This window comes from Telmatocola sphagniphila (assembly GCF_018398935.1).
Taxonomy (GTDB): domain Bacteria; phylum Planctomycetota; class Planctomycetia; order Gemmatales; family Gemmataceae; genus Telmatocola; species Telmatocola sphagniphila.
Window position 1 is genome coordinate 4,617,717 of the sequence record NZ_CP074694.1, and the last position, 19,624, is coordinate 4,637,340.

At 54.2% G+C, this 19,624-nt stretch carries 19 protein-coding genes; 5 read left to right on the forward strand and 14 right to left on the reverse strand.

Annotated elements, in window-relative coordinates; all coding sequences use genetic code 11:
• Positions 1 to 26 precede the first annotated feature (26 nt).
• Positions 27 to 617 (reverse strand): hypothetical protein, encoded by a 591-nt coding sequence (locus KIH39_RS18480; protein WP_213494707.1) that lies wholly within the window; start codon positions 615 to 617, stop codon positions 27 to 29.
• A gap of 164 nt (positions 618 to 781) precedes the next feature.
• Here KIH39_RS18480 and KIH39_RS18485 point away from each other — a divergent pair, with 164 nt between their 5' ends.
• Positions 782 to 1,534 carry an SRPBCC family protein gene (locus KIH39_RS18485; RefSeq protein WP_213494708.1) on the forward strand — a complete coding sequence of 251 codons (753 nt, stop codon included), beginning with the start codon at positions 782 to 784 and terminating at the stop codon, positions 1,532 to 1,534.
• Positions 1,535 to 1,594: 60 nt separating this feature from the next.
• Here KIH39_RS18485 and KIH39_RS18490 read toward each other — a convergent pair whose 3' ends face one another.
• Complete coding sequence (locus KIH39_RS18490) at positions 1,595 to 1,975, reverse strand: VOC family protein (RefSeq protein ID WP_213494709.1); 381 nt, start codon at positions 1,973 to 1,975, stop codon at positions 1,595 to 1,597.
• 306 nt (positions 1,976 to 2,281) lie between these two features.
• A complete protein-coding gene (locus tag KIH39_RS18495) occupies positions 2,282 to 3,019 on the reverse strand; it encodes a hypothetical protein (RefSeq protein ID WP_213494710.1) in 738 nt (245 codons plus the stop codon).
• A gap of 249 nt (positions 3,020 to 3,268) precedes the next feature.
• Here KIH39_RS18495 and KIH39_RS18500 point away from each other — a divergent pair, with 249 nt between their 5' ends.
• Complete coding sequence (locus tag KIH39_RS18500) at positions 3,269 to 3,775, forward strand: hypothetical protein (protein WP_213494711.1); 507 nt, start codon at positions 3,269 to 3,271, stop codon at positions 3,773 to 3,775.
• 164 nt (positions 3,776 to 3,939) lie between these two features.
• On the opposite strand, the gene KIH39_RS18505 is transcribed toward KIH39_RS18500, so the two are convergent.
• The 4 genes from KIH39_RS18505 to KIH39_RS18520 form a co-directional block, all read right to left on the reverse strand.
• On the reverse strand, positions 3,940 to 5,175 hold the full coding sequence (locus KIH39_RS18505; protein WP_246539338.1) for a PQQ-dependent sugar dehydrogenase: 1,236 nt from the start codon (positions 5,173 to 5,175) through the stop codon (positions 3,940 to 3,942).
• A gap of 157 nt (positions 5,176 to 5,332) precedes the next feature.
• Positions 5,333 to 5,932 carry a YciE/YciF ferroxidase family protein gene (locus KIH39_RS18510; protein WP_213494712.1) on the reverse strand — a complete coding sequence of 200 codons (600 nt, stop codon included), beginning with the start codon at positions 5,930 to 5,932 and terminating at the stop codon, positions 5,333 to 5,335.
• 82 nt (positions 5,933 to 6,014) lie between these two features.
• Positions 6,015 to 7,037, reverse strand: coding sequence for a YihY/virulence factor BrkB family protein (locus KIH39_RS18515; RefSeq protein ID WP_213494713.1), 1,023 nt, complete (start codon positions 7,035 to 7,037; stop codon positions 6,015 to 6,017).
• Complete coding sequence (locus KIH39_RS18520; protein WP_213494714.1) at positions 7,038 to 7,241, reverse strand: hypothetical protein; 204 nt, start codon at positions 7,239 to 7,241, stop codon at positions 7,038 to 7,040.
• Between the two features lie 210 nt (positions 7,242 to 7,451).
• On the opposite strand from KIH39_RS18520, the gene KIH39_RS18525 reads away from it, so the two are divergent.
• The 3 genes from KIH39_RS18525 (at position 7,452) to KIH39_RS18535 (ending at position 12,663) form a co-directional block, all read left to right on the forward strand.
• The gene (locus tag KIH39_RS18525; protein WP_213494715.1) at positions 7,452 to 11,483 is read left to right on the forward strand and encodes a hypothetical protein; all 4,032 of its coding nucleotides are present in this window, start codon (positions 7,452 to 7,454) and stop codon (positions 11,481 to 11,483) included.
• Positions 11,484 to 11,515: 32 nt separating this feature from the next.
• Positions 11,516 to 12,406, forward strand: coding sequence for an alpha/beta hydrolase fold domain-containing protein (locus KIH39_RS18530; RefSeq protein WP_213494716.1), 891 nt, complete (start codon positions 11,516 to 11,518; stop codon positions 12,404 to 12,406).
• A gap of 101 nt (positions 12,407 to 12,507) precedes the next feature.
• Positions 12,508 to 12,663, forward strand: coding sequence for a hypothetical protein (locus KIH39_RS18535; protein WP_213494717.1), 156 nt, complete (start codon positions 12,508 to 12,510; stop codon positions 12,661 to 12,663).
• Between the two features lie 1,175 nt (positions 12,664 to 13,838).
• On the opposite strand, the gene KIH39_RS18540 is transcribed toward KIH39_RS18535, so the two are convergent.
• From KIH39_RS18540 to rplR, 7 genes are all read right to left on the reverse strand, one after another.
• Entirely contained in the window at positions 13,839 to 14,945 is a 1,107-nt protein-coding gene (locus KIH39_RS18540) for a CinA family protein (RefSeq protein ID WP_213494718.1), read from the reverse strand.
• Between the two features lie 18 nt (positions 14,946 to 14,963).
• Complete coding sequence (gene map, locus KIH39_RS18545; protein WP_246539339.1) at positions 14,964 to 15,827, reverse strand: type I methionyl aminopeptidase; 864 nt, start codon at positions 15,825 to 15,827, stop codon at positions 14,964 to 14,966.
• Positions 15,828 to 15,849: 22 nt separating this feature from the next.
• Positions 15,850 to 16,512, reverse strand: a complete 663-nt coding sequence (locus KIH39_RS18550; protein ID WP_213494719.1) for an adenylate kinase — start codon at positions 16,510 to 16,512, stop codon at positions 15,850 to 15,852.
• Positions 16,513 to 16,622: 110 nt separating this feature from the next.
• The gene (gene secY, locus KIH39_RS18555; RefSeq protein ID WP_213494720.1) at positions 16,623 to 17,996 is read right to left on the reverse strand and encodes a preprotein translocase subunit SecY; all 1,374 of its coding nucleotides are present in this window, start codon (positions 17,994 to 17,996) and stop codon (positions 16,623 to 16,625) included.
• A gap of 121 nt (positions 17,997 to 18,117) precedes the next feature.
• Entirely contained in the window at positions 18,118 to 18,621 is a 504-nt protein-coding gene (gene rplO / locus KIH39_RS18560) for a 50S ribosomal protein L15 (protein ID WP_213494721.1), read from the reverse strand.
• Positions 18,621 to 19,136 carry a 30S ribosomal protein S5 gene (rpsE, locus tag KIH39_RS18565; protein WP_213494722.1) on the reverse strand — a complete coding sequence of 172 codons (516 nt, stop codon included), beginning with the start codon at positions 19,134 to 19,136 and terminating at the stop codon, positions 18,621 to 18,623. The genes rplO and rpsE overlap by 1 nt, the downstream gene beginning before the upstream one ends.
• Positions 19,137 to 19,257: 121 nt before the next feature.
• Entirely contained in the window at positions 19,258 to 19,614 is a 357-nt protein-coding gene (gene rplR, locus KIH39_RS18570) for a 50S ribosomal protein L18 (protein ID WP_213494723.1), read from the reverse strand.
• Positions 19,615 to 19,624 lie beyond the last annotated feature (10 nt).

Sequence of the window (19,624 nt, forward strand, 5' to 3'; positions counted from 1 at the left end):
GACTCCGTAGGAGCGCAGCTGGTTGCTCAGGCGGGTGAATCCTGGTTATGAATTCGCAGGCTGTGCACGACCCGCCAACGTTTGGGAAGAGGCAATTCCAAGTTCACAACGGCTTCCGTCTTTTTGGCGGAGGGAGACCGACGGCAAATTTTCATCATTTTTTGACGAAGGTATTTGAGCAATTGCCGGGCCGAGACTCGCTGGTGAGCTTCTGCACGCGGTTCTGTCTCCAAGCCTTTCTTGCCCGACCAGTGAAGCATCACCCGGGCGTGACTGTTCGCTTCCAAGGCCTTTTTGCAGAGAGCCCGCAGATAATATTGATGGAACTCTTTCTCGACCTGTTTCTCCTGTTTGCGGGTTCGATTTCGCTTTTCCGTTCCGCCGCCGCGAGACCAGAAAAGATGATCGACCCTGAACATTTTTTCGCGATGGAGTTTGTTGAGAAGCCAATGAACATCGCGGACGCGAGCGGCCTTGAGAAACAGCCGCGGATAATATTTGATGCCGCTAGGGGTGAGACAGTCGGGAATCCAGAATTGTCGGCTGCGCAGATCCAAACCGATCTCATTCACCATATTTTCCCGTACGCCTGGTTGATCGATTTCCGTCCAGTTCATGACTCTAGCTTCCTGATCGAGGAGTTATCCGAAGGAATTTTTCGCAAATGGAATGCCACTAAAGGGTTTATGAACAGATTTTGCGTCTTTTTAATCCTTCTTTCCGGCATTGGAATTGCATTGAACTTCGAGGTTCGCCCTGACCTTGTTCAAGGATTAGAATTATGGCTACCACAATGCTGAATGTCGCCGCCAAGTCGGTTGCCGGTTCGGATAACCAGATATCGCAATCATTAAAAAGCCTCCCTCACCTCGATCATAATGTGGGTGAAACCGAACGTTGGCTCTCGGCCGCCGCGGCCGGATATTTACTCATGCACGGATTCGGGAAAAGCGGGCCGGGTCCGTTTTCGATTCTGGCCGGGGGCTTTTTGCTTTACCGGGCTACGACCGGCAACTGTCCCCTCTCGCAGGCGATGGGTTGCGCGAGTGGCGAATCGTGCAGTTCGCAGTCGGTGATCCCGGCGGGTGAAGGTTCGCGAGTCGATCAATCGATTCAAATTCGCAAACCAGTGGCCGAGGTCTATCGGTACTGGCGCAAGCTTGAAAATCTACCGCGCTTCATGTCGCATTTGGAACAAGTGAAGGAAACCGACGGTTTGCATTCGCACTGGGTGGCCAAGGCTCCGTTTGGGATGCATGTCGAGTGGGATGCGGAAATTATCAGTGACAAGCCGAACGAAACCATCTCCTGGAAATCGTCGCAGGAATCGGATGTGGACACGGCCGGTTCAGTGCGATTCCGATCGCTCGATAACGGCAACGCCACGGAGATTCAGGTGTCGATGAAGTACAATCCGCCGGCGGGACGTTTGGGCACGGCGCTGGCCAAGTGGCTGGGGGAAGACCCCAGTGAGCAGGTTCGCAAAGATTTGGAAAGCTTGAAGAATCTGATGGAGACGAACAGGAATAACTAGGCAAACAAAAAGGGGAGGGCGCCAATAATCGACCGCCCTTCCACCCAGCGGGCGAGGTGTTTATTCGGGCTTCTGGACTCGCTCGGCAATGTGCCACAGGACACCCGACGGATCAGAGAGATAGAGTACCCGCAACCCCCATGGCATCAGAGCAGGCGGTTTGGCCGTGATGCCGGGATACTTTTTCACCAATTCGATTTGGGTGATATGCGCCCACCAGGCATCGGCATTCTGAACCATCAAGTGCATCATGAAGTTGGCGGTGTGTTGCTCGACATGGAAATTCTGTAGTAAGAATCGACATGAGCCTATTTGAAATTCGGTAACTCCCTCACCGCCCCAGTTGAGCTGGAAACCGAGGTCGGTGTAGAACCGAATGGAAAGCGAATAGTCCTTGGCGGGAACGAATGCCTTCAGGTCGATCACATCTTTCGGTTCCATTGGGAAGTTCCTTGATTACTCGTTTCAAGAGATCGCGAACTCCATTTTAGAGGATGTTCCTGCCGCCGGGATGGTTTATGTAGGTTGATGGTCGAAGAACACTAAAGTCGGCCCCACTGGTGAAGTTCCTTCTTCAAGGCTGCGACGGAGCGATGGAAATGATAGCGAATGCTTGAAGAAAATGATGCGTGCCGCCATTGGAGCAGAGCCTCTCAGCGAAAACTAGCTTCTCCGCTACAGGTCATTCCAGAACTTACGGCGACCGATTTTTACTTTGAAAATCGTTATAGAGAATAAGGATACTAATTACTTATCCCAACGAAGATTTTCAACTCGACGAAACATATCTATGACCCAGCATCCTTTAACGTGCGGCTCCGTACTATAGCAATGCTCCAGGATCAGTTGGTTATCACATTTCGATTGAATCAGTTCAGTTGCCAGTGCGGGTAATTGTGCAAAGGATCGTTCCAAATAAATCTGTTCCGCCAGTTCAACGACGCGGGCCGACTTCCACTCTTCTTGAACAGTCAGAGGAGTGAAGGGATTGCCGACGATGTCGCGCAAGAAGTCACATTGGAGCGCAAGCTCCCGCTTCGCCATCTTTTCCCCAGCGGACTCCCGTACGGCGGCCACTGCCCAGCGACTCGCCTCGTACATAGCAGGTAAAAATGGAGTACGCATAGAATCATAGGCAGAGTCCACGCCGCTTGTCAGGTCAGCACAGGAGCGGGCGATCAGTGCCTTGGGCGAAGTATTCGCATAACCGCCTAATTCAGCGAACCAATTTTCCATTTCAACGCCCACGGCCAATAGTTGCGCGTACGTTGCCCGACCTTCTGAGAACTGTTCCACGCTCTGGATAGCTTTTAACCATCGAGGATCATCTACTATTGGCCCCAAGTGTCGACAGCACGCGCATCCCCAGAGCAGAAATTGATGATCGGTGGCTATCACGTAATTCAAAGGATCACCCGGTCCGCGCACACGATCTTTTGGCCCTCGAATATGATCGAGCATCGCACTCGGATCGGTGAATGCCATCCATTCAGCCTCTTTCAATTTTCACCTGCTTAGTTTTAAAGATCGAAGTTACTTTAGCTGTTAGCTCATGGATCCTGGGCAATTTTATTCCGCAATACAGCTTTGCTTATCGGGCAAAAATATTAATCCTTGGAACAAAAAGCATTTTCACTACTGAGTACACCGAGAACACGGAGAGTCTCTCGATTCTGGTAGCTAATCCTGGATGGGGTTGAAAATGCAATGCATTTTCAACAGCGAATTATGCAAATGTCTCAGATCGCCTCCCAAAAGAAAACACTCTCAGTGAACTCTGTGTTCTCTGTGGTAAACGATTTTATTCTCTTCTTCTCTGCGACCTCGGCGATCTCTGCGGTTAAATTCTTTCGCTATAAGTTGAACGGGGGACAGGCACCCCACCATTTTATCAAGCAATGTTTACCACCGAGAACACAGAGCACACGGAGAGTCTCTGGTTTCGGGGGCCTCATCCTGGATGGGGTTGAAAATGCAATGCATTTTCAACAGCGAATTATGCAAATGTCTCAGATCGCCTCCCAAAAGAAAACACTCTCAGTGAACTCTGTGTTCTCTGTGGTAAACGATTTTATTCGCTTCTTCTCTGCGACCTCGGCGATCTCTGCGGTTAAATTCTGTCGCTACAAGTTGAACGGGGGGACAGGCACCACACCATTTTATCAAGCAATGTTTACCACCGAGAACACGGAGCACACGGAGAGTCTCTCGATTCTGGTAGCTCATCCTGAATGTGGTTGAAAATGCAATGCATTTTCAACAGAGAATTGTGCAAATGTCTCAGCTCCCCTCCCAAAAGAAAACACTCTCAATGACCTCTGTGTTCTCTGTGGTAAACGATTTTATTCTCTTCTTCTCTGCGATCTCGGCGATCTCTGCGGCTAAATTCTGCCGTTAATATCCCCCTACTTCGCCGCCACGCGCCAGATACAGTTCGAGGCATCATCTGCGACCAACAGCGCTCCATCCTTGGCGAACGTTACCCCCACCGGACGGCCATAAACCTCGTCTTCATTTGCAATAAATCCGGTGAGAAAATCTTCTGCCTGGCCACTCGGATGACCTTCCTTGAACGGCACAAAGGCTACCCGATAACCGACAAATTGCGAACGATTCCAGGAGCCGTGCTGGCCGATGAACGCTCCCTGGCTGTAATGTTTCGGGAAATGGTCCGAAGTGCAAAAAGTCAGACCCAACGAGGCCGTGTGCGAACCGAGCGAATAATCGGGGGTAAGTGCTTTTGCGATGAGATCGGGACGTTCTCCCTTGCGGCGCGGGTCCTCATTGGCGCCGAAGTAACTATACGGCCAGCCGTAGAATCCCCCGGCTTTCACCTGCGTCAGATAATCGGGAACCAGTTCATCGCCCAACTCGTCGCGCTCGTTCACTACCGTCCAAAGCTTTCGCGTCTGCGGCTCCCAGGCGAGGCCGACCGGATTCCGCAAACCCCAGGCATAAACCCTCAGTTCAGTCCCATCCAGATTCATTTCCAGGATGTTCGCGCGTAATATTTCGTTTTGAGTGCCGTGCTCCCCCACATTACTGCCGGATCCCACAGTCACAAAGAGCTTAGTTCCTTCCACATTGGGAACTACATTGCGAGTCCAGTGGTTGTTGTAACCGCCCGTGGGCAACGCGTGCACTTCCATCGGCTTTTCGCGAATTTCCGTCAGCCCTTCGGTGTATGCGACCCTCACCACGGCATCCATGCAACCGATGTAGAGAGTATTTTTGATCAGGGCCATGCCAAAAGGATTATTCAAATCCTTCATGAAAATATGCCGGGACTGCACGGACTTACCATCCGGAGAAGGCCGTAACAGGGTAATGCGGTTGGCGGATTCACCGGCGGCTTTCGATTGTTTCATACCCTCTTTCACTTTTTCCGGGGCCTGTTTTTTGGGAGGCGTCCGGGCCTCGGCCACCAGAATATCGCCGTTGGGTAATACAGTGATCCAGCGCGGGCTATCGAGTTTGTCGGCAAAGAGTGAAACCTCAAAGCCTTCCGGAGCCTTGGGCATCTTCCCTTCCGGCCAGCCAATTACCTTGGGATGTTTCGTCACGGACGGGGTAGCGAATGGCTTGGGCAAGCTCGGCGGTTGTTGGGCGAAAAGCAGAACCAGCATTAGCGAAGCGTTCACGGCAATTACTCGATTTTTGGGGAAATAAAAAGGGCCGGGCGCGCTCGAAAGGCGCTGCGCAGTCCTGGGAACGCAGGTTATCAAAACGCGGTTTCCAAGAACTCGCCGGAAAAGAATCAGCGGGTGACCTGGGAACCGCGTTTTAAAAACTTATCTGCTATTTACGGGAATTACTACGGCCGTTGTTGGAACTCATTTTCTTGCGGGCGGCCGCGCGCTGCGGGGTTTCTTCCTCTTCCTCTTCTTCTTCCTCCTCTTCCCCTTCGGCTTTTTCGGCTTCGACGTTGATGACCGTCTCAGCAAGCTCCGTCAACTTTTGATCGGCCTCCCCCTCTTCATCCAACGTCTGCTGCAAAAGGTTCGCGGCATCTTCATAACCCAGCAACGTAGCGAAGGTTCGAACGCAGCCGTAGCCGGCCATTTCGTAATGCTCGACTCGTTGCGCGGCGGCAATCAGCGCGGCGTCCTTGACCGAAGGATCCCCTTTTTCCGCCAGCACTTCGCTTCCTTCGGCTACCAGTCCTTCCATCGCCTGGCACTTCTTCCCTTTACCGGAGATTTCGAGTTCGCCGAAAATTGTTTCCAGACGTTCCACATGCCCGCGAGTGACTTCGAGGTGTTCCTCAAAAGCATCCTTTAGTTCCTGGGCGGCCGCGGCCTTGGCCATCTTGGGCAGCGCTTTGAGCAACTGATTTTCCGCGTTATAAAGATCCTTCAACTGATCGACAAAAAGATTATGAAGTGTGGAAAGAGCCATGAATATTCTCCCGTGATACTTTTGAAAATCGTCGTTAACCCGAACTCTCGAGTGGAGAGAGCCTTTGCAATCTTCGTGCCAGCTAGCGTTGGTAGTTGGCGCCGAGCACCGGAACGGGATCGACATAGTTAGGGGTGACGGGATTGCTGCCGGGCGCGAGATGGGCCATATGCGTCGGCTTGACTTCGGTGCCGCGATGGGCCGCATGGACGCGTGTGAAGACCGCGCCGAACAGCACGATTTGAGAAGCGTAATAAACCCAGATTAGTATGATCACGAGCGAGCCGGCGGCCCCAAAACTCGAGGTGGTACTGGCCCGGCCCAGATACCAGCCGATGAGGAATTTACCGAGGCTGAATAGCCCGGCCGTCAGGAGCGCACCGATCCAGACATCGCGCCAGCCGATGTGCACATCGGGCAACCACTTGTAGATCATGGCGAAGAGCACCCCGAAGAGCAGAAAGGAGACGATCACATTCAGGTAACGCCAAAAGGTGGTCCCGCCGGGTAGGAGGGTGTTGAGTTCCGAACCGAGGGCCGCCAGAGTCGCGCTGGCAATCAACGAAACCAGGAGGAGAAATCCGGAGCCCAGCACCATACTCAGCGACAGAAAGCGCGCCCGGATCATTTCCCGGATTCCCAGCCCCGGTTTGGGTTTTACCCCCCAGACGGTGTTGAGCGCATCCTGCAATTGGCCGAAGACTCCCGCCGCGCCGAAAAGTAATGTGGCGATGCCGACAATGGTCATGCCGGCCCCTCGGCTCCCCTCGTTGGTCGCGAGGAGTTGTTCCACTGCCTGCGCAACGGGAGTGCCGACGGTGCTCCTTATCTCGCCGACCACCGCGCCCCGAGCCGCATCGGCTCCGAAAAGCAAGCTGGCCACGCCGATAACGATCAGCAACAACGGCGCTACCGAAAATACCGAATAGTAGGAAAGCGCCGCTCCCAATCGAGGAACTTTCGCGTCGCTCCAGACCGAGATCGATTCCCGGAAAATCGAATAAAGCGTTTTGAGGCTCATTTCAATTGGAATCGCAACTCCCGTGCCGACGATATTCGCTTCCGATATCCGTTCCCGATGCTCTGGCACATCCTTTGCATTCACTCACCGCAGGAACTGCTTCTTAAGCCTGACGAGAAGAGGATTACTGTGAATGAGCAAGTCCTTCGAATCGAATATCACCTTGACTCCAACGGCCTTGAAGGGGACATCGACCCCCTTACGACCCAGGAGGCTTTCACCGAGGCGCTGCGGCAGAATTTTCCTTCGGCCTCGGTTGATGTGCATGTCCATGAAAAGACGCACCATTCACGGAAGATTTGTCCCCCGTCGAAAGTCGTTTTCCGAGGGGGGACCGAATTGACTGGAGATGAGGCGATAAACCACTTCAAAAAGGCCATTCAAAACGTTAAGCCGGCCTATTACGAATAAGGATTTTTCATTTTCCGGCTTCCTCAAGGATTCAGAGGAACTCGGAAGACCTAAGAGCGTTTTTTGGATATGTAGGGAGGCTGCTGCATGGATAACACCGATCTGAACCTGAACCCGGTCACCTCTTCGCCCGCCCGCCGCCACACTTTGGGGCGAAAGCTGTTGATTGCGCTCTCTGTTGTAGTGATTATCATTGGCCTGCTCTATTTGGGATTACGCCTCTATTTGTCCTCTCCCGGTGCAGTGCGAATGGTGACTTCCAAACTGGAAGATACGCTCGGCGTGACGGTCCAGGTGAAGTCGGTTTCCGCCGGGTTTTCATCATCCACGGTCGGCGGAATTGCCATCAGTGAAGAGGATGGAGCCAACAACGGCAAACCTTGGGCGACCGCTCAGGAGGTTTCCACCGATGTCTCGCTGGCGAGTCTGGCTCGCGGCGTGATGCCCAGCAGCGTGACGCTGAAACAAGCGGAAATTGTTTTGCGCTTCGATTCCAAAGGAGTCATGCTCACCAAGTTTCCCGAAGGCGCCAACACATCGACCACTTCCCCGTCCAAAAGCTCCTTCGCGATGCCCGCAATCCGAATTGAAAAAAGCCAACTGCGAATCGAACAGGAAGGACATCCGACGGCCTTATTTGGCGGCGTCGATGGAGTGCTGAAATCGAATTCAGGAGCCCTCGTCCTGGAAGGCACCATGACCGATGAAAACTGGGGTCAGTGGAGACTGGCCCTGAATGTGGACATTGCTTCGCGTTCCGGAGAAGCCACGTTGCGCACATCCTCCGATGTGGAAGTCAGCGAGCAACTCCTGCGTTCGGTCCCGTTCATACCGGTCAACGTTTGGGATGCCGTGGTTTGGCGCGGACCTTCCTCGGTCGAGGTGCGCTTCGATTTAAAGCCGCAGTCGAAAACGTTCCATTATGCTGTAACCGTCCACCCCAAAAATGCGGAGGTTCATGTTTCGGACATCGACTTAATCGCGCATCGGGTCACCGGACAGGTGGACGTGGAAGATGGCATCGTCAACTTAAGTCAATTGAAAGGTCAGACTGCGCAAGGCGATCTGAATGTGGATGGCATTCTCGATTTTCAAAAGCAGCCAAATTCTTTGAAGGTCGGCGTCGATGCCAAAAATCTTCTGATCAAGGAACTTCCGGAGAATTGGGAAATCCAGAAGAAGGTCCCGGTGAAAGGCATCGGCGATGGCCGGCTGACGGGCCATGCCGATCTTCTCGTGAGCATCGGCAGCGAAGGAGTGACCACGGGCGGCTCTGGGACCGCCCAAGTGATTGTCCCGTCATTCGTCAGCGGACAGGATTTGAAGATCGATTTACGACTGGCGCCTCGGGGCCGTCGCTATGAATTTGGCCAGAAATCCACTTCCTCAACTGGTACCGACCACCGGCCAGTGCCCCTGGCCTGGCTGCACACGCTGTTAATGCAGCCGCCTCAAACCCCAGCGCCAAGCCCGAGTACAAAAGAACCGCCGAAGGCGAAAGACGGGGAAGACAATTATCTCAATCTGAATTTTGCACTGCGCGATGTCGATCTGGGCGAGTTGGTTAACAAACTGGAAGTCGGCACGCCCTTTAAGATTGGCGGTCGAATTACTTTTCAGGTGAAGGCCGCGATTCCCACTAATCAAGCCAGCGATTTGAAAAGTTATCGCTTCACCGGCACGGCCGATCTTCCCGAATTGAAGATCGAAGACTTGACCTTGAAGGAAGTCAAAGCGGAAATTCGCTATCGGGACGGGCTACTGACGCTGACCAATTTCAGCGGACAGATGCCGGAAAAAATCGCCAGCAAAAACGGCGGTTCGTTCCAAGGTACTGCCAGTCTCGGTTTGATTCCCGCGGGCGATTTGAAGGCCGATCTTCAGTTACGACAACTACCCCTCGACCAGATGCTCGGTCTGTTCCCAGCCTTTGCTCAAGGAGCCGAAGGGAACTTCACGGGTCAATTCAATCTAGCCGCTCCGGCCGGTCAACTGCGCGACCCGTCCAAATGGTCCGGGCAGGCGAATCTGAATTCCGAACAGGCTAAAGCCCTGGGATTAACTTTTCACAAAGTTCAACTCGCGGCTCAACTTGCCGAGGGTGTCTTGAATTTGAAAAATCTGAGCGGGGATATCGAAGAAGCCAATTTGAAAGCGACGGGAAATCTGCGCCTAGTCGATCAATATCCCTGGCAGGGACGCATTGAACTTCGCCATGCGGATCTGTCCGCTTTGAATAAGCTCTATCCCGATTTCCAACCCCCCGTTCAGCTTGCAGGGAAGCTGGAAGCACAATCCGATTTGAAAGGGACGCTGAACCCTCTGAATTATCAACTGACCGGTACCGGTTCGCTAGCTCAGTTGCAAATCGAAAAGTTTCCCGTCAATAAGATCGATTTCCACTGGAACGTCGATCCGAATCAACTTCGGTTGACCGAGATTTCCTCGCAATTGTTCGCGGGCACCATTGCGGGAGAAGCGGCTATTCCTCTGAAGCCGGAGGCGGCGGGGACCATCGATTTGAAATTGAAGAAAGTGAACTTGGGAAACCTTTCCCAAAGTGTGCCCACCACGGCGAACTTACGGCTGGAAGGACAGGCCGAGGGATTTCTCAAAGCTACCGTTCATCCCGTTAAAAATCAGGAGCCGCGACAAACCGAGCTGGATGCGGATATTCGGGCGGATCACCTGAAAGTGAGAGGTATTGCCGCCGACAAGCTGCATGCCACCGCGAAACTGCAACGGAGTATTCTCCAATACAAGCTCGAAGCCGCGGCCCTGGGCGGGACCATCGAATTGGATGGCCGATATCCCCCGACACCGGACGCCGAGACCAAAAAAGATCCCCAACAGCAAAGTCGATTGCAACTGCGCGGGCTACAACTCGCCCGGCTCTGGCCCGGCCTCGGTCTGAGCGATACGCTGAAAGGTCTTAACGGCGATCTGTATCTCGATCTTCCTTTCAACATCGGTGCTTCCGGGGAACCAACCGGATCGGGCACGTTACGCTTGGATCGGCTGCGCTATCGGGGCCGGGAGCTCACGCCGCGCATCAACAGTCGCGTCCGCTTTGTCGAATCGATGATTCGCGTGGAGCAAATTGAAGCTCCCTTCGGTACCGGCTTCGTTCGCGGTCTGATCTTGATCAACTACCGGCAGTTCGATCAGAGCCGGGCGATCTTGTCGCTCCGCAATGTACCGGCGAAAAATCTGCTGTTTTTGGTCCCGGATCTGGCCGACCAGATTGATGCACCGCTCGATGCGGAAATCCGCACTTCACTTGGCTCGGAAATTCGAGGCAACGGCACGCTCAGTCTGATGGCCGGAAAACTGATGGGCCAACGTGCCGGTTCGATTCGCCTGCCGTTGCAATGGGATTTTGTACCGGCGCAGCAGCGCGGCAGTTTTGCCGTTCGCGATCTGAGCGGTGAGATCGCGCAGGGACGATTGAGCGGTTCCGCAAGTTATGAATTCTTTGGCCATTCCGGAGGCCGGGCAGAAGGAGAGATCAAATTCCGCAACGTCAGTCTGCCATCTTTAACCCGCTCGGAAAATCTCGGCAGTCTCGGCGTGGGCAATGCCACTGGTCAATTTAGCTTCTCGGGTAGTGAGGTTCGATCGTTCGACGATCTAAAAGGTACGCTGACCTCGACACTGGGGCAGGCTCAGCTTTCCGAGATTCCGGTCTTGAAGGAAGTGTTACCTTTTCTCGGCCCTTCCGCTCGGGTGGCCGATAAACAGAGCGAAGTGAAAGCGACGTTATCTCGGGGTAACTGGCGAGTGGAAAAGCTGGCCCTGGTCGGCCAGAACTTGCAACTCTACGGAACGGGTACGGTTTCCAATTCCGGCCGACTCAATCTGGCAATGACGGCCAACACCGGCCGGTTCGATATCAGCCCGCTGGCATTGCGAGCATTCGGTATTACACTGCCGACTACTGTGGGGCCTATCCCATTAGGGTTGATCGTTCAGCTATCGTCTTTCCTTTCGAATCGAACGGTGAATCTCGAAGTCACGGGCACCCTCTCCCGGCCGAGCGTGCGCATCAAGCCGATCAGTCTGTTGACGGAGGAAGTCATACGTTTCTTTTTGAATCAGAACAACATCCCGTTGCCCTGATCTGCTCTGAGCCCGGACACGGAGGTATACCGATGGCAAGTCTCTCTGCACGGATTGTCGATTCCCTGTTGCGAATGCTTCAGGTCAACCGCTTGGGGAATCATTTTTTCGAGAAGCTGTATCCCTATATTTCCACCAATTGTAAACCGCTGGGAGGTCTGCGACGCCGGCACGAACTCAGCGAGTATTCTTTACAGGGCCGTCCTGTTTATACGATCCAGCCACGCGACCAGATAGCCTCTCGGCACGTTCTCTATCTGCACGGCGGCGCCTACTTCAATGGCTTTCTGCCAGTTCAGTGGCAATTCGTGGATCGACTGATAACTGCCGCGAACTGTTCCGTGACCGCCCCGGATACTCCGCTGGCGCCGAAGAGTAGTAGCCGGGATATCTTCGCCATGGTGCAGCCAATTTACGAAGAGTTGCTGCGCGAAGTGGGGTCTGAAAATCTGATTGTGATGGGGGATTCTTCGGGGGGTGGACTGGCTCTGGCCCTGATGATGAAAGCCCGGGATAAAGGACTGGACCAACCGAAAGATTTGATCTTGTTATCGCCCTGGTTGGACGTGACGATGACCAATCCGGATATCCCAGGTGTGGCCCAGAACGATCCTTATCTGGGTCTGAAGGCTTGCATCGTGGCCGGCCAGCGCTATGCGCAGGAGGATGATCCCACTGATCCCTCGATCAGTCCGATCTATGGAGATTTACGCGGGCTTTGCCCGATTCATTTATTCGTGGGAACGCACGATATAATGCTGCCCGATTGCCGGAAGCTGCGAAATCTCGCGGATCTCGCCGGTGCATCGCTGAACTATCGGGAGTATCCGAAAATGATTCACGATTGGATGATGCTGAACCTGCCGGAATCGCAGAATGCTTTGCAGCAGATCGTGGCGATTGTGAATTCGAACGGTGCTTAGCTTTGCAGCATGCTTTTATCAACAATAGAGAGGGAATTGCATTATCGTCCCACTTTTGGAAAGCCAAGCTTTCAAAAATGGAACTCAGTGGATGACCAGTGATGGTGGAGATTGATAACGATCCCGGAACCCCACTTGATAATTGGACAGTCTGGAGGATCGACGACCACGGCAACAAGTTCATCGTTCAAGAAGATTTAGCCAAAGTGGAGGCGAATCGACTTGTCGAGGAGTTCACGGCTCGGGGGCATAAGTAGGTGTATTGGATCGAGCGAGACAAATAAAGCGTAGGTGGGTACCAGATCCTGCAAGGCTGGGGACTGGCCTAGAAGATATCAATGCTCTCGGTGTGCTCTACGGTTCATGTTTTCTAAAACAATTAACCGCAGAGCACACAGAGAGCGCAGAGAAATACAAGGCCTACTAGACTGCTACTCCCTCACTGCTCTCCGTTGAAAATGCTTCGCATTTTCAACACCTCTCAAGCGATCCCTCCCGCAAACAGATTCCCTCGGTGTCCTCGGTGTTCTCTGCGGTTAAAATGCTTTTGTTTGAATTGAAAAAATTGCTACCAGAACCGAGCCTCAAGACTGGCTCCGATTTCCTCACTCCTCTGCGATCTCGCCAGAATCTGCGGTTCAAGTTCTCTCTAAAAACAATTAACCGCAGAGCACACAGAGAGCACAGAGAAATACAAGGCTTCTTAGACTGCTACCCCCTCACTGCGCTCCGTTGAAAATGCCTCGCATTTTCAACACCTCTCAAGCGATCCCTCCCGCATACAGATTCTCTCGGTGTCCTCGGTGTTCTCTGCGGTTAAAATGCTTTTGTCTTAATTGAAAATTAGATAACTGAATCGAGCCTGAAAACTGACTCCGATTTCCTCACTCCTCTGCGATCTCGCCAGAATCTGCGGTTCATGTTCTCTCTAAAAACAATTAACCGCAGAGCACACAGAGAGCACAGAGAAATACAGGCCTTCCTAGACTGCTACTCCCTCACTGCTCTCCGTTGAAAATGCTTCGCATTTTCAACACCTCTCAAGCGATCCCTCCCGCATACAGATTCTCTCGGTGTCCTCGGTGTTCTCTGCGGTTAAAATGCTTGTGTCTTAATTGATAAATTGCTACCAGAACCGAACCTGAAAACTGACTCCGATTTCCTCGCTCCTTTGCGATCTCGCCAGAATCTGCGGTTCAAGTTCTCTCGAAAAACAATTAACCGCAGAGCACACAGAGAGCACAGAGAAATACAAGGCTTCTTAGACTGCTACTCCCTCACTGCTCTCCGTTGAAAATGCCTCGCATTTTCAACACCTCTCAAGCGATCCCTCCCGCATACAGATTCTCTCGGTGTCCTCGGTGTTCTCTGTGGTTAAAATGCATTTTTGATTTTGGAATGACAGCCGCCCCAAAGCCGAACACAAAATTCTTCACCCACCCCGAATACTCGTCGACGAGATATCGAATCGGAACTCCGATTCCAACAACCCCGTAAACAGCGACCGGTGACGGAGATCCACACCGATCTGATCGAGATCGACAAAACGGCCCTCCGCATCGCAACGACCCGCCACCAGAAACGAATTACGCAAGGCCAAGAGTTCATCCAGGGCCGCATCTCTTTGACTGGAATCATCCCCATAATAGCGCGGGTCGATGATTCTCACCGCCGTGTCGGCCCCGACCACAAAAACAGTGCCCGGAAACAACCGGCCTTTCTCCAGAAATGTCGGTGCCTCGGTCACCAGCACCGGTGCATAGCCTTCAAACTGTTTTAATCGATGACGAATCTCACTCTCGCTGAGCGATGGTTTATCGACATTGGCCCGGCTCAACTCAAAATAGACGGCCTGGCCCAGACGTTGTTTCGCCAAATCCGCCAGCTTTCGATGCCCGGCATGCAACGGCCGAAATGAACCGGGAAACAACACCTTGGGAGTCGGCACTTCCTGACGAATCCGACCATCGAGATCCTGAAGATACCAACCGGCGGGCAGACGCTGTAGCGAATCGCTTGAAGAGTGAAGGACTTCGGCCTCTCGAAAATCAATTGCCAAACGCTCCGGCTGATCGAACGCTTCCAGTAGCGCCTGCAGGATGATTTGAGCGAGTAACTCTTCTTCTCCCGCACGGTCTCGCGCCCCTTTTTGCAGCACGGCAGAATATTCCCGAACAATGCCACCCTTTTTGATCGCCAGGAAAAAACGATGCTCACCCAGTTTGGGCCGGGAGGTGGCCAGGCTGGCGGTGCAACCCAGTCCCCAGTTATGTTCGTGGGGCTGATAGAGCCGGGCTTTTTGCAGAGCGCGCTCGGCCATGGCCCGGGCCGTGCCGGCGCTGCAGTATTGCTCCGGCGGATGACCCAGCCAGCGGTTCAGGGCATTTTCCGAATAAGGAACTATCGCTTCGAGGATGGTTTGGGAAGCGCCGGGCACCGTGAGAAGTTGCGAGATTGCGTTCGCGCCGCCGCCTGTGATGGCGAGGACGCCCGGATAAGCGAGGCTATGGATTTTCGAAATAATTTCGGAGGGAATCATTCATCGCCTCCGCGGAAATCAGGCGGAGGTGGTCTGATAGACGGAACTGATGTCGATCCCGGCGGGCGTCGGATCGTCATCGATAGTAATGACTTCAACTCCTCGCTCGGTGATAGCGACCGTGTGCTCGACGTGAGCGCTGGGCATGCCGTCTTTGGTGACGACCGTCCATTTGTCGCCGAGGATATCAACGTCAAAGCGGCCCATGTTCACCATCGGCTCGACGGCCAATACCAGACCCGGCTCGAGCTTGAAGTCGTTTTTCTTCACGAAATCCCGGCTGCAGTAGTTAGGAACCTGCGGATTTTCGTGCATGACTTTGCCGATGCCGTGGCCGACGAATTGCTGCACGACTTCGAAGCCCTGTTCTTTCACATAACTTTCCATCCGCATGGAAACTTCGGACCACCAGCGCCGTCGGCCCATTTCCTTGATGGCCAGGAGCAGCGCGCCTTCGGCGACTTTGATCAACCGGGCTCGTTCGCTTCGGATCTGCCCGATGGGAAGGGTAATCGCGGCATCGGCACACCAGCCATTGAGTTTGCAGGCGGTGTCGATCTTGATGATATCCCCTTCTTTCAGAATGCGCTGGCTGGGGATACCGTGAACGACCTGCTCATTAACCGACAGGCAGGTGACGGCGGGGAACGGCGGCATGCTATCGTTCTGGCCGGGGTAGCCTTTGAACAGCGGAATCGCGCCGTGCTTCGCGAAATGTTCTTCGACCGCTTTGTCGATCTCGATGGTCTTGGTGCCCGGCTTAGCCAGACCTCGGCAAATGCGCAGCGCCTGGGCCACCACTTTGCCGGCTTCCTTCATCAGACCGATTTCCTGGTCGGTCTTCAGAATGGGCTGAAATTTGGGGTTCGAACGGTGTTCCACGGTCGTTACTCAATTTCCGCGACTATGAACTGGAAGTTTTGGGAAGCTGCTTCAGGATATCCGCGTAGATCTCCTCGACTTCGCCAGTGGTCGGAACGTTTTTCAACAGGCCGAGTTTTTCGTAATACTCCAGCAGGGTGTCGGTATTCTGGTGAAACACCCGCAGGCGGGCACGGATGGTCTCTTCCTTGTCGTCCGAGCGAATCGTCAGCGGAGAACCGCAGCGATCGCAGATGCCGGGCTTGCGCGGCGGCCGGGCTGTTATATGGTACGGGGCCTGACAAGCGGGATTGGAGCAGATCCGCCGGCCGCCGATGCGCGAAACCACTTCCTCGTCGTCGATTTTGAAATTCAGAACCGCATCGAGTTGCACGTGGTGCTTTTTGGAAAGCGCGTCGAACGCGATGGCCTGAGCCCGCGTGCGCGGGTAACCGTCGAGCACGAAATCTCTGGGCGCATCGGGCGATTCGAACAGTTCCTTCACCAGATCGTTCACGACCGCATCGGGGACCAGATTCCCCACTTTGATAAAGGGTTCTGCCAGTTTTCCCGCGTCTGTACCGCGTCGAATGGCGTCGCGAAGAATGTCGCCGGTACCGATATAACGCAGTTTCAGTCTATCGGTTAGCAATTCGGCCTGGGTACCTTTACCGCTTCCCGGAGGACCAACGAGTACCAATCTCATGGGAGCGTGCCCAAACCTGACAGGAAGCAAAAAGCGAGGCTAAAATCAGCCTCGCCTACACCGTAATTTCATATGCGCCAAAGTTGGTCGGGCAAGTCTTAATCTTTTAATCAATCTTCGGTCAGACCGGGGTAGTTCCGCATAACCAGATGGCTGTTAATCTTGGAAATCAGATCGAGCACCACGCTGACGACGATCAGCAGACCGGTTCCCCCGAAGAAGCTGGCGATGCGATAATCGACGCCCAATTCGGAGGAGATAATCGTCGGGATGATGGCGATCACGGCGAGGAAGGCCGCCCCGACGTAGGTGATTCTCATCAGCACTTTTTCCAGATATTCGGAAGTGCTGCGTCCGGGCCGGTAGCCCTGGATGAAGCTGCCGTGATCCTTCAGGTTAGCGGCCATTTCCTTCGGGTTGAAAGTGATGGCGGTCCAGAAGTAGCAGAAGAAGTAAATCATGCCGACGTAGCAGATGTTGTAAACCCAACCGGAGTTCCGCTGGAAGTTTTGAGCCATTTCGCCCGCCCAATCGACTCCAGCATTCTTCAGAATGTTGAAGAATACGCTGGGAATGACCAGAAGGCTCGAGGCGAAGATAACCGGCATCACACCGGCCTGATTGACTTTCAAAGGCAGAAACTGGCGTGTACCACCGAAGACCCGGCGACCGCGAACGTGCTTGGCCGACTGGGTCGGAATGCGTCGCTGGGCTTTGGTAATGGCGATCACACCGACGATCACGGCCACAAACAGCACCATGAGCAGAATTAATTTTTCGAAGCTGACATCCCCGGTCGGGCTGCCCAGGGTGAACAGGCTTTCTTTCAGGCCCCCCTTGGAGGAATCCCAGGCCAGCGAGCGGATGGCATCGGGAATGCGGGCGACGATACCGGCCATGATGATCAAGCTGATACCGTTACCGATCCCGTACTCATCGATCTGTTCGCCCAGCCACATCAGGAACAGCGTCCCGGCCGTCATGGTAGTAACGGCCGCGAAGCCAAACCAGTAGAAGTTCACCCCGTCCGCATAACCCTCTATAGGCGAGAAGAGCGCGGCGTTGCCGCCCACGAAAGAGTGGACCAGAAGCATGGCCTGGATAATTGTGATCGGCACCGTCAGATAACGGGTATATTCGTTGATCTTTTTCTGGCCATTGGGCTCCTTGCGAAGCTTCTCGAGGTAAGGCGAGAGTCCCGAAGCCGAGAGGAGCTGAAGGATAATCGAGGCGGAGATATACGGCATGATGCCGAGGGCGAAGATGCAGGCGTTGCTGAGGTTACCGCCGGAGAACATCGAGACGAAGCCGAGGACCTGCGACAGGGGGGAGTTCGATTCGGCGGCCCGCTGGGCGAGTTTGACCTGATCGATCATCGGCAGGGGGATGCAGTAGCCGATGCGATAGATGATCAGAAACAGCGCGGTGATCATGATCTTCCGCGACAGTTCCGGAATCTTGAAGATGGTGAGCAGCTTACCCATCGATACTTCCTTGGTGCGAAATCCGGCAATCCGAAAACACAAGCGGAAGCGTCAGCGACGCGAAATTGCTTTCCGTCACCTTCGCTTCCGGTTCATTAATCCCTTTTCGAGGTCGGGCGAATTAATCCTTCGCCTTCTTCGGTTTCATCTTATTGCGAACCGGTTTTTTCGGCAGGGGGATCAAATCGGCCGTGCCACCCTTGGCCTGAATCTTCTCCAAAGCGGACTTGGAGAAGTAGTTGGCCCGAATGGTCAGCTTCTTGGTGAGTTCCCCATCACCCAGAATACGGACATGTTCTCGCGTTCTTGTCGCCAGACCATTTTCGCGAAGCGATTCGGCGGTCACGACATCGCCGTCATTGTAGACGATGTCCAGGTCGCCGACGTTGACGACGTTGGCCGTGGCGCGGAAGCGAGCGTTGTTGAAACCGCGTTTGGGAACGCGTCGGAACAACGGGGTTTGACCCCCGACGAAGGTGATACCGGGCAGCCGGGCTCCGGCGCTGGCGTATTGACCTTTGTGGCCGCGACCGGCGGTTTTACCCTGACCCGAGCCGACACCGCGTCCTACTCGCTTCTTCAGCTTTCGCTTTTGCGTGCCTGCGTGTACGTTTGTGAGATCCATTACAGTTCCACTCCTCGGAGACGGGCCACATCTTCACGGGTTCGCAGAGCTTGCAGGCCGCGAATGGTGGCTTTCACCAGGTTCAGCGGGTTCGTGCTGCCGTGCGTTTTGGTAAGAATGTTGCGAATGCCGCAAGCCTGGAGGACTTCGCGAACGCCTGGACCCGCTTTAACCCCGGTACCCGGACCCGCGGGAACCAGAATCACTCGGGAAGCGCCGTAGCGACCGACCACCCGGTGAGGGATGGTCTGACCCCGCATGGCCACTTTCTTCTGACGGCGGAGATTTTCCTGAGCTTCCTTCAAAGCCTTTTCGACCGAAGGAGGCACTTCGTTGGCCTTGCCGTAACCGTAAAAAACGCGACCGCTTTCATCGCCGACGACGACCAGAGCGGCGAAGCTGAAGCGTCGGCCCCCCTTCACAACGGTTGCGCAACGGCGGATCTTGACCACGAAGTCCTTGAGTTGGACTTCATTGCGACCGCCGTCCCGGCCTTCTCCGCGTTCACGAGCCATATTACTGAACCCTCAAGAAACTTATTCGTGCACTGAGCAGGTTAAGAGCGGTTGTTGGCCCCTAGCCCGGTTTAGTTGACAATCTTTCGTAGCGGGTAGCCCCGGAAGGCCGCCCGCAGAATTAAAACTTCAGGCCACCTTCGCGGGCCGCTTCGGCCAGAGCTTTCAAGCGGCCGTGATAGCGGTAAGGACCGCGATCAAACGCACAGACCTGAATTCCCTTGGCGGTCGCGGCGGCGGCCAGAGCCTTACCGACTTCGGTTGCGGCCTTGACGTTGCCACCGTAGGGCTTGCTCTTGCCGGCGGTGCTGGCCGATGCCAGAGTCAGACCATTCAAATCATCGATCAGCTGAGCATAAATGTGTTTCGCGGATCGAAACACGCTCAGACGGGGTCGTTCCGGAGTGCCCTGCACTTTCTTGCGAACGTGCTGCTTACGGCGGATCGACCGATGCTGTTTACGACGTTGAGCGTCCATATTTTCGCTT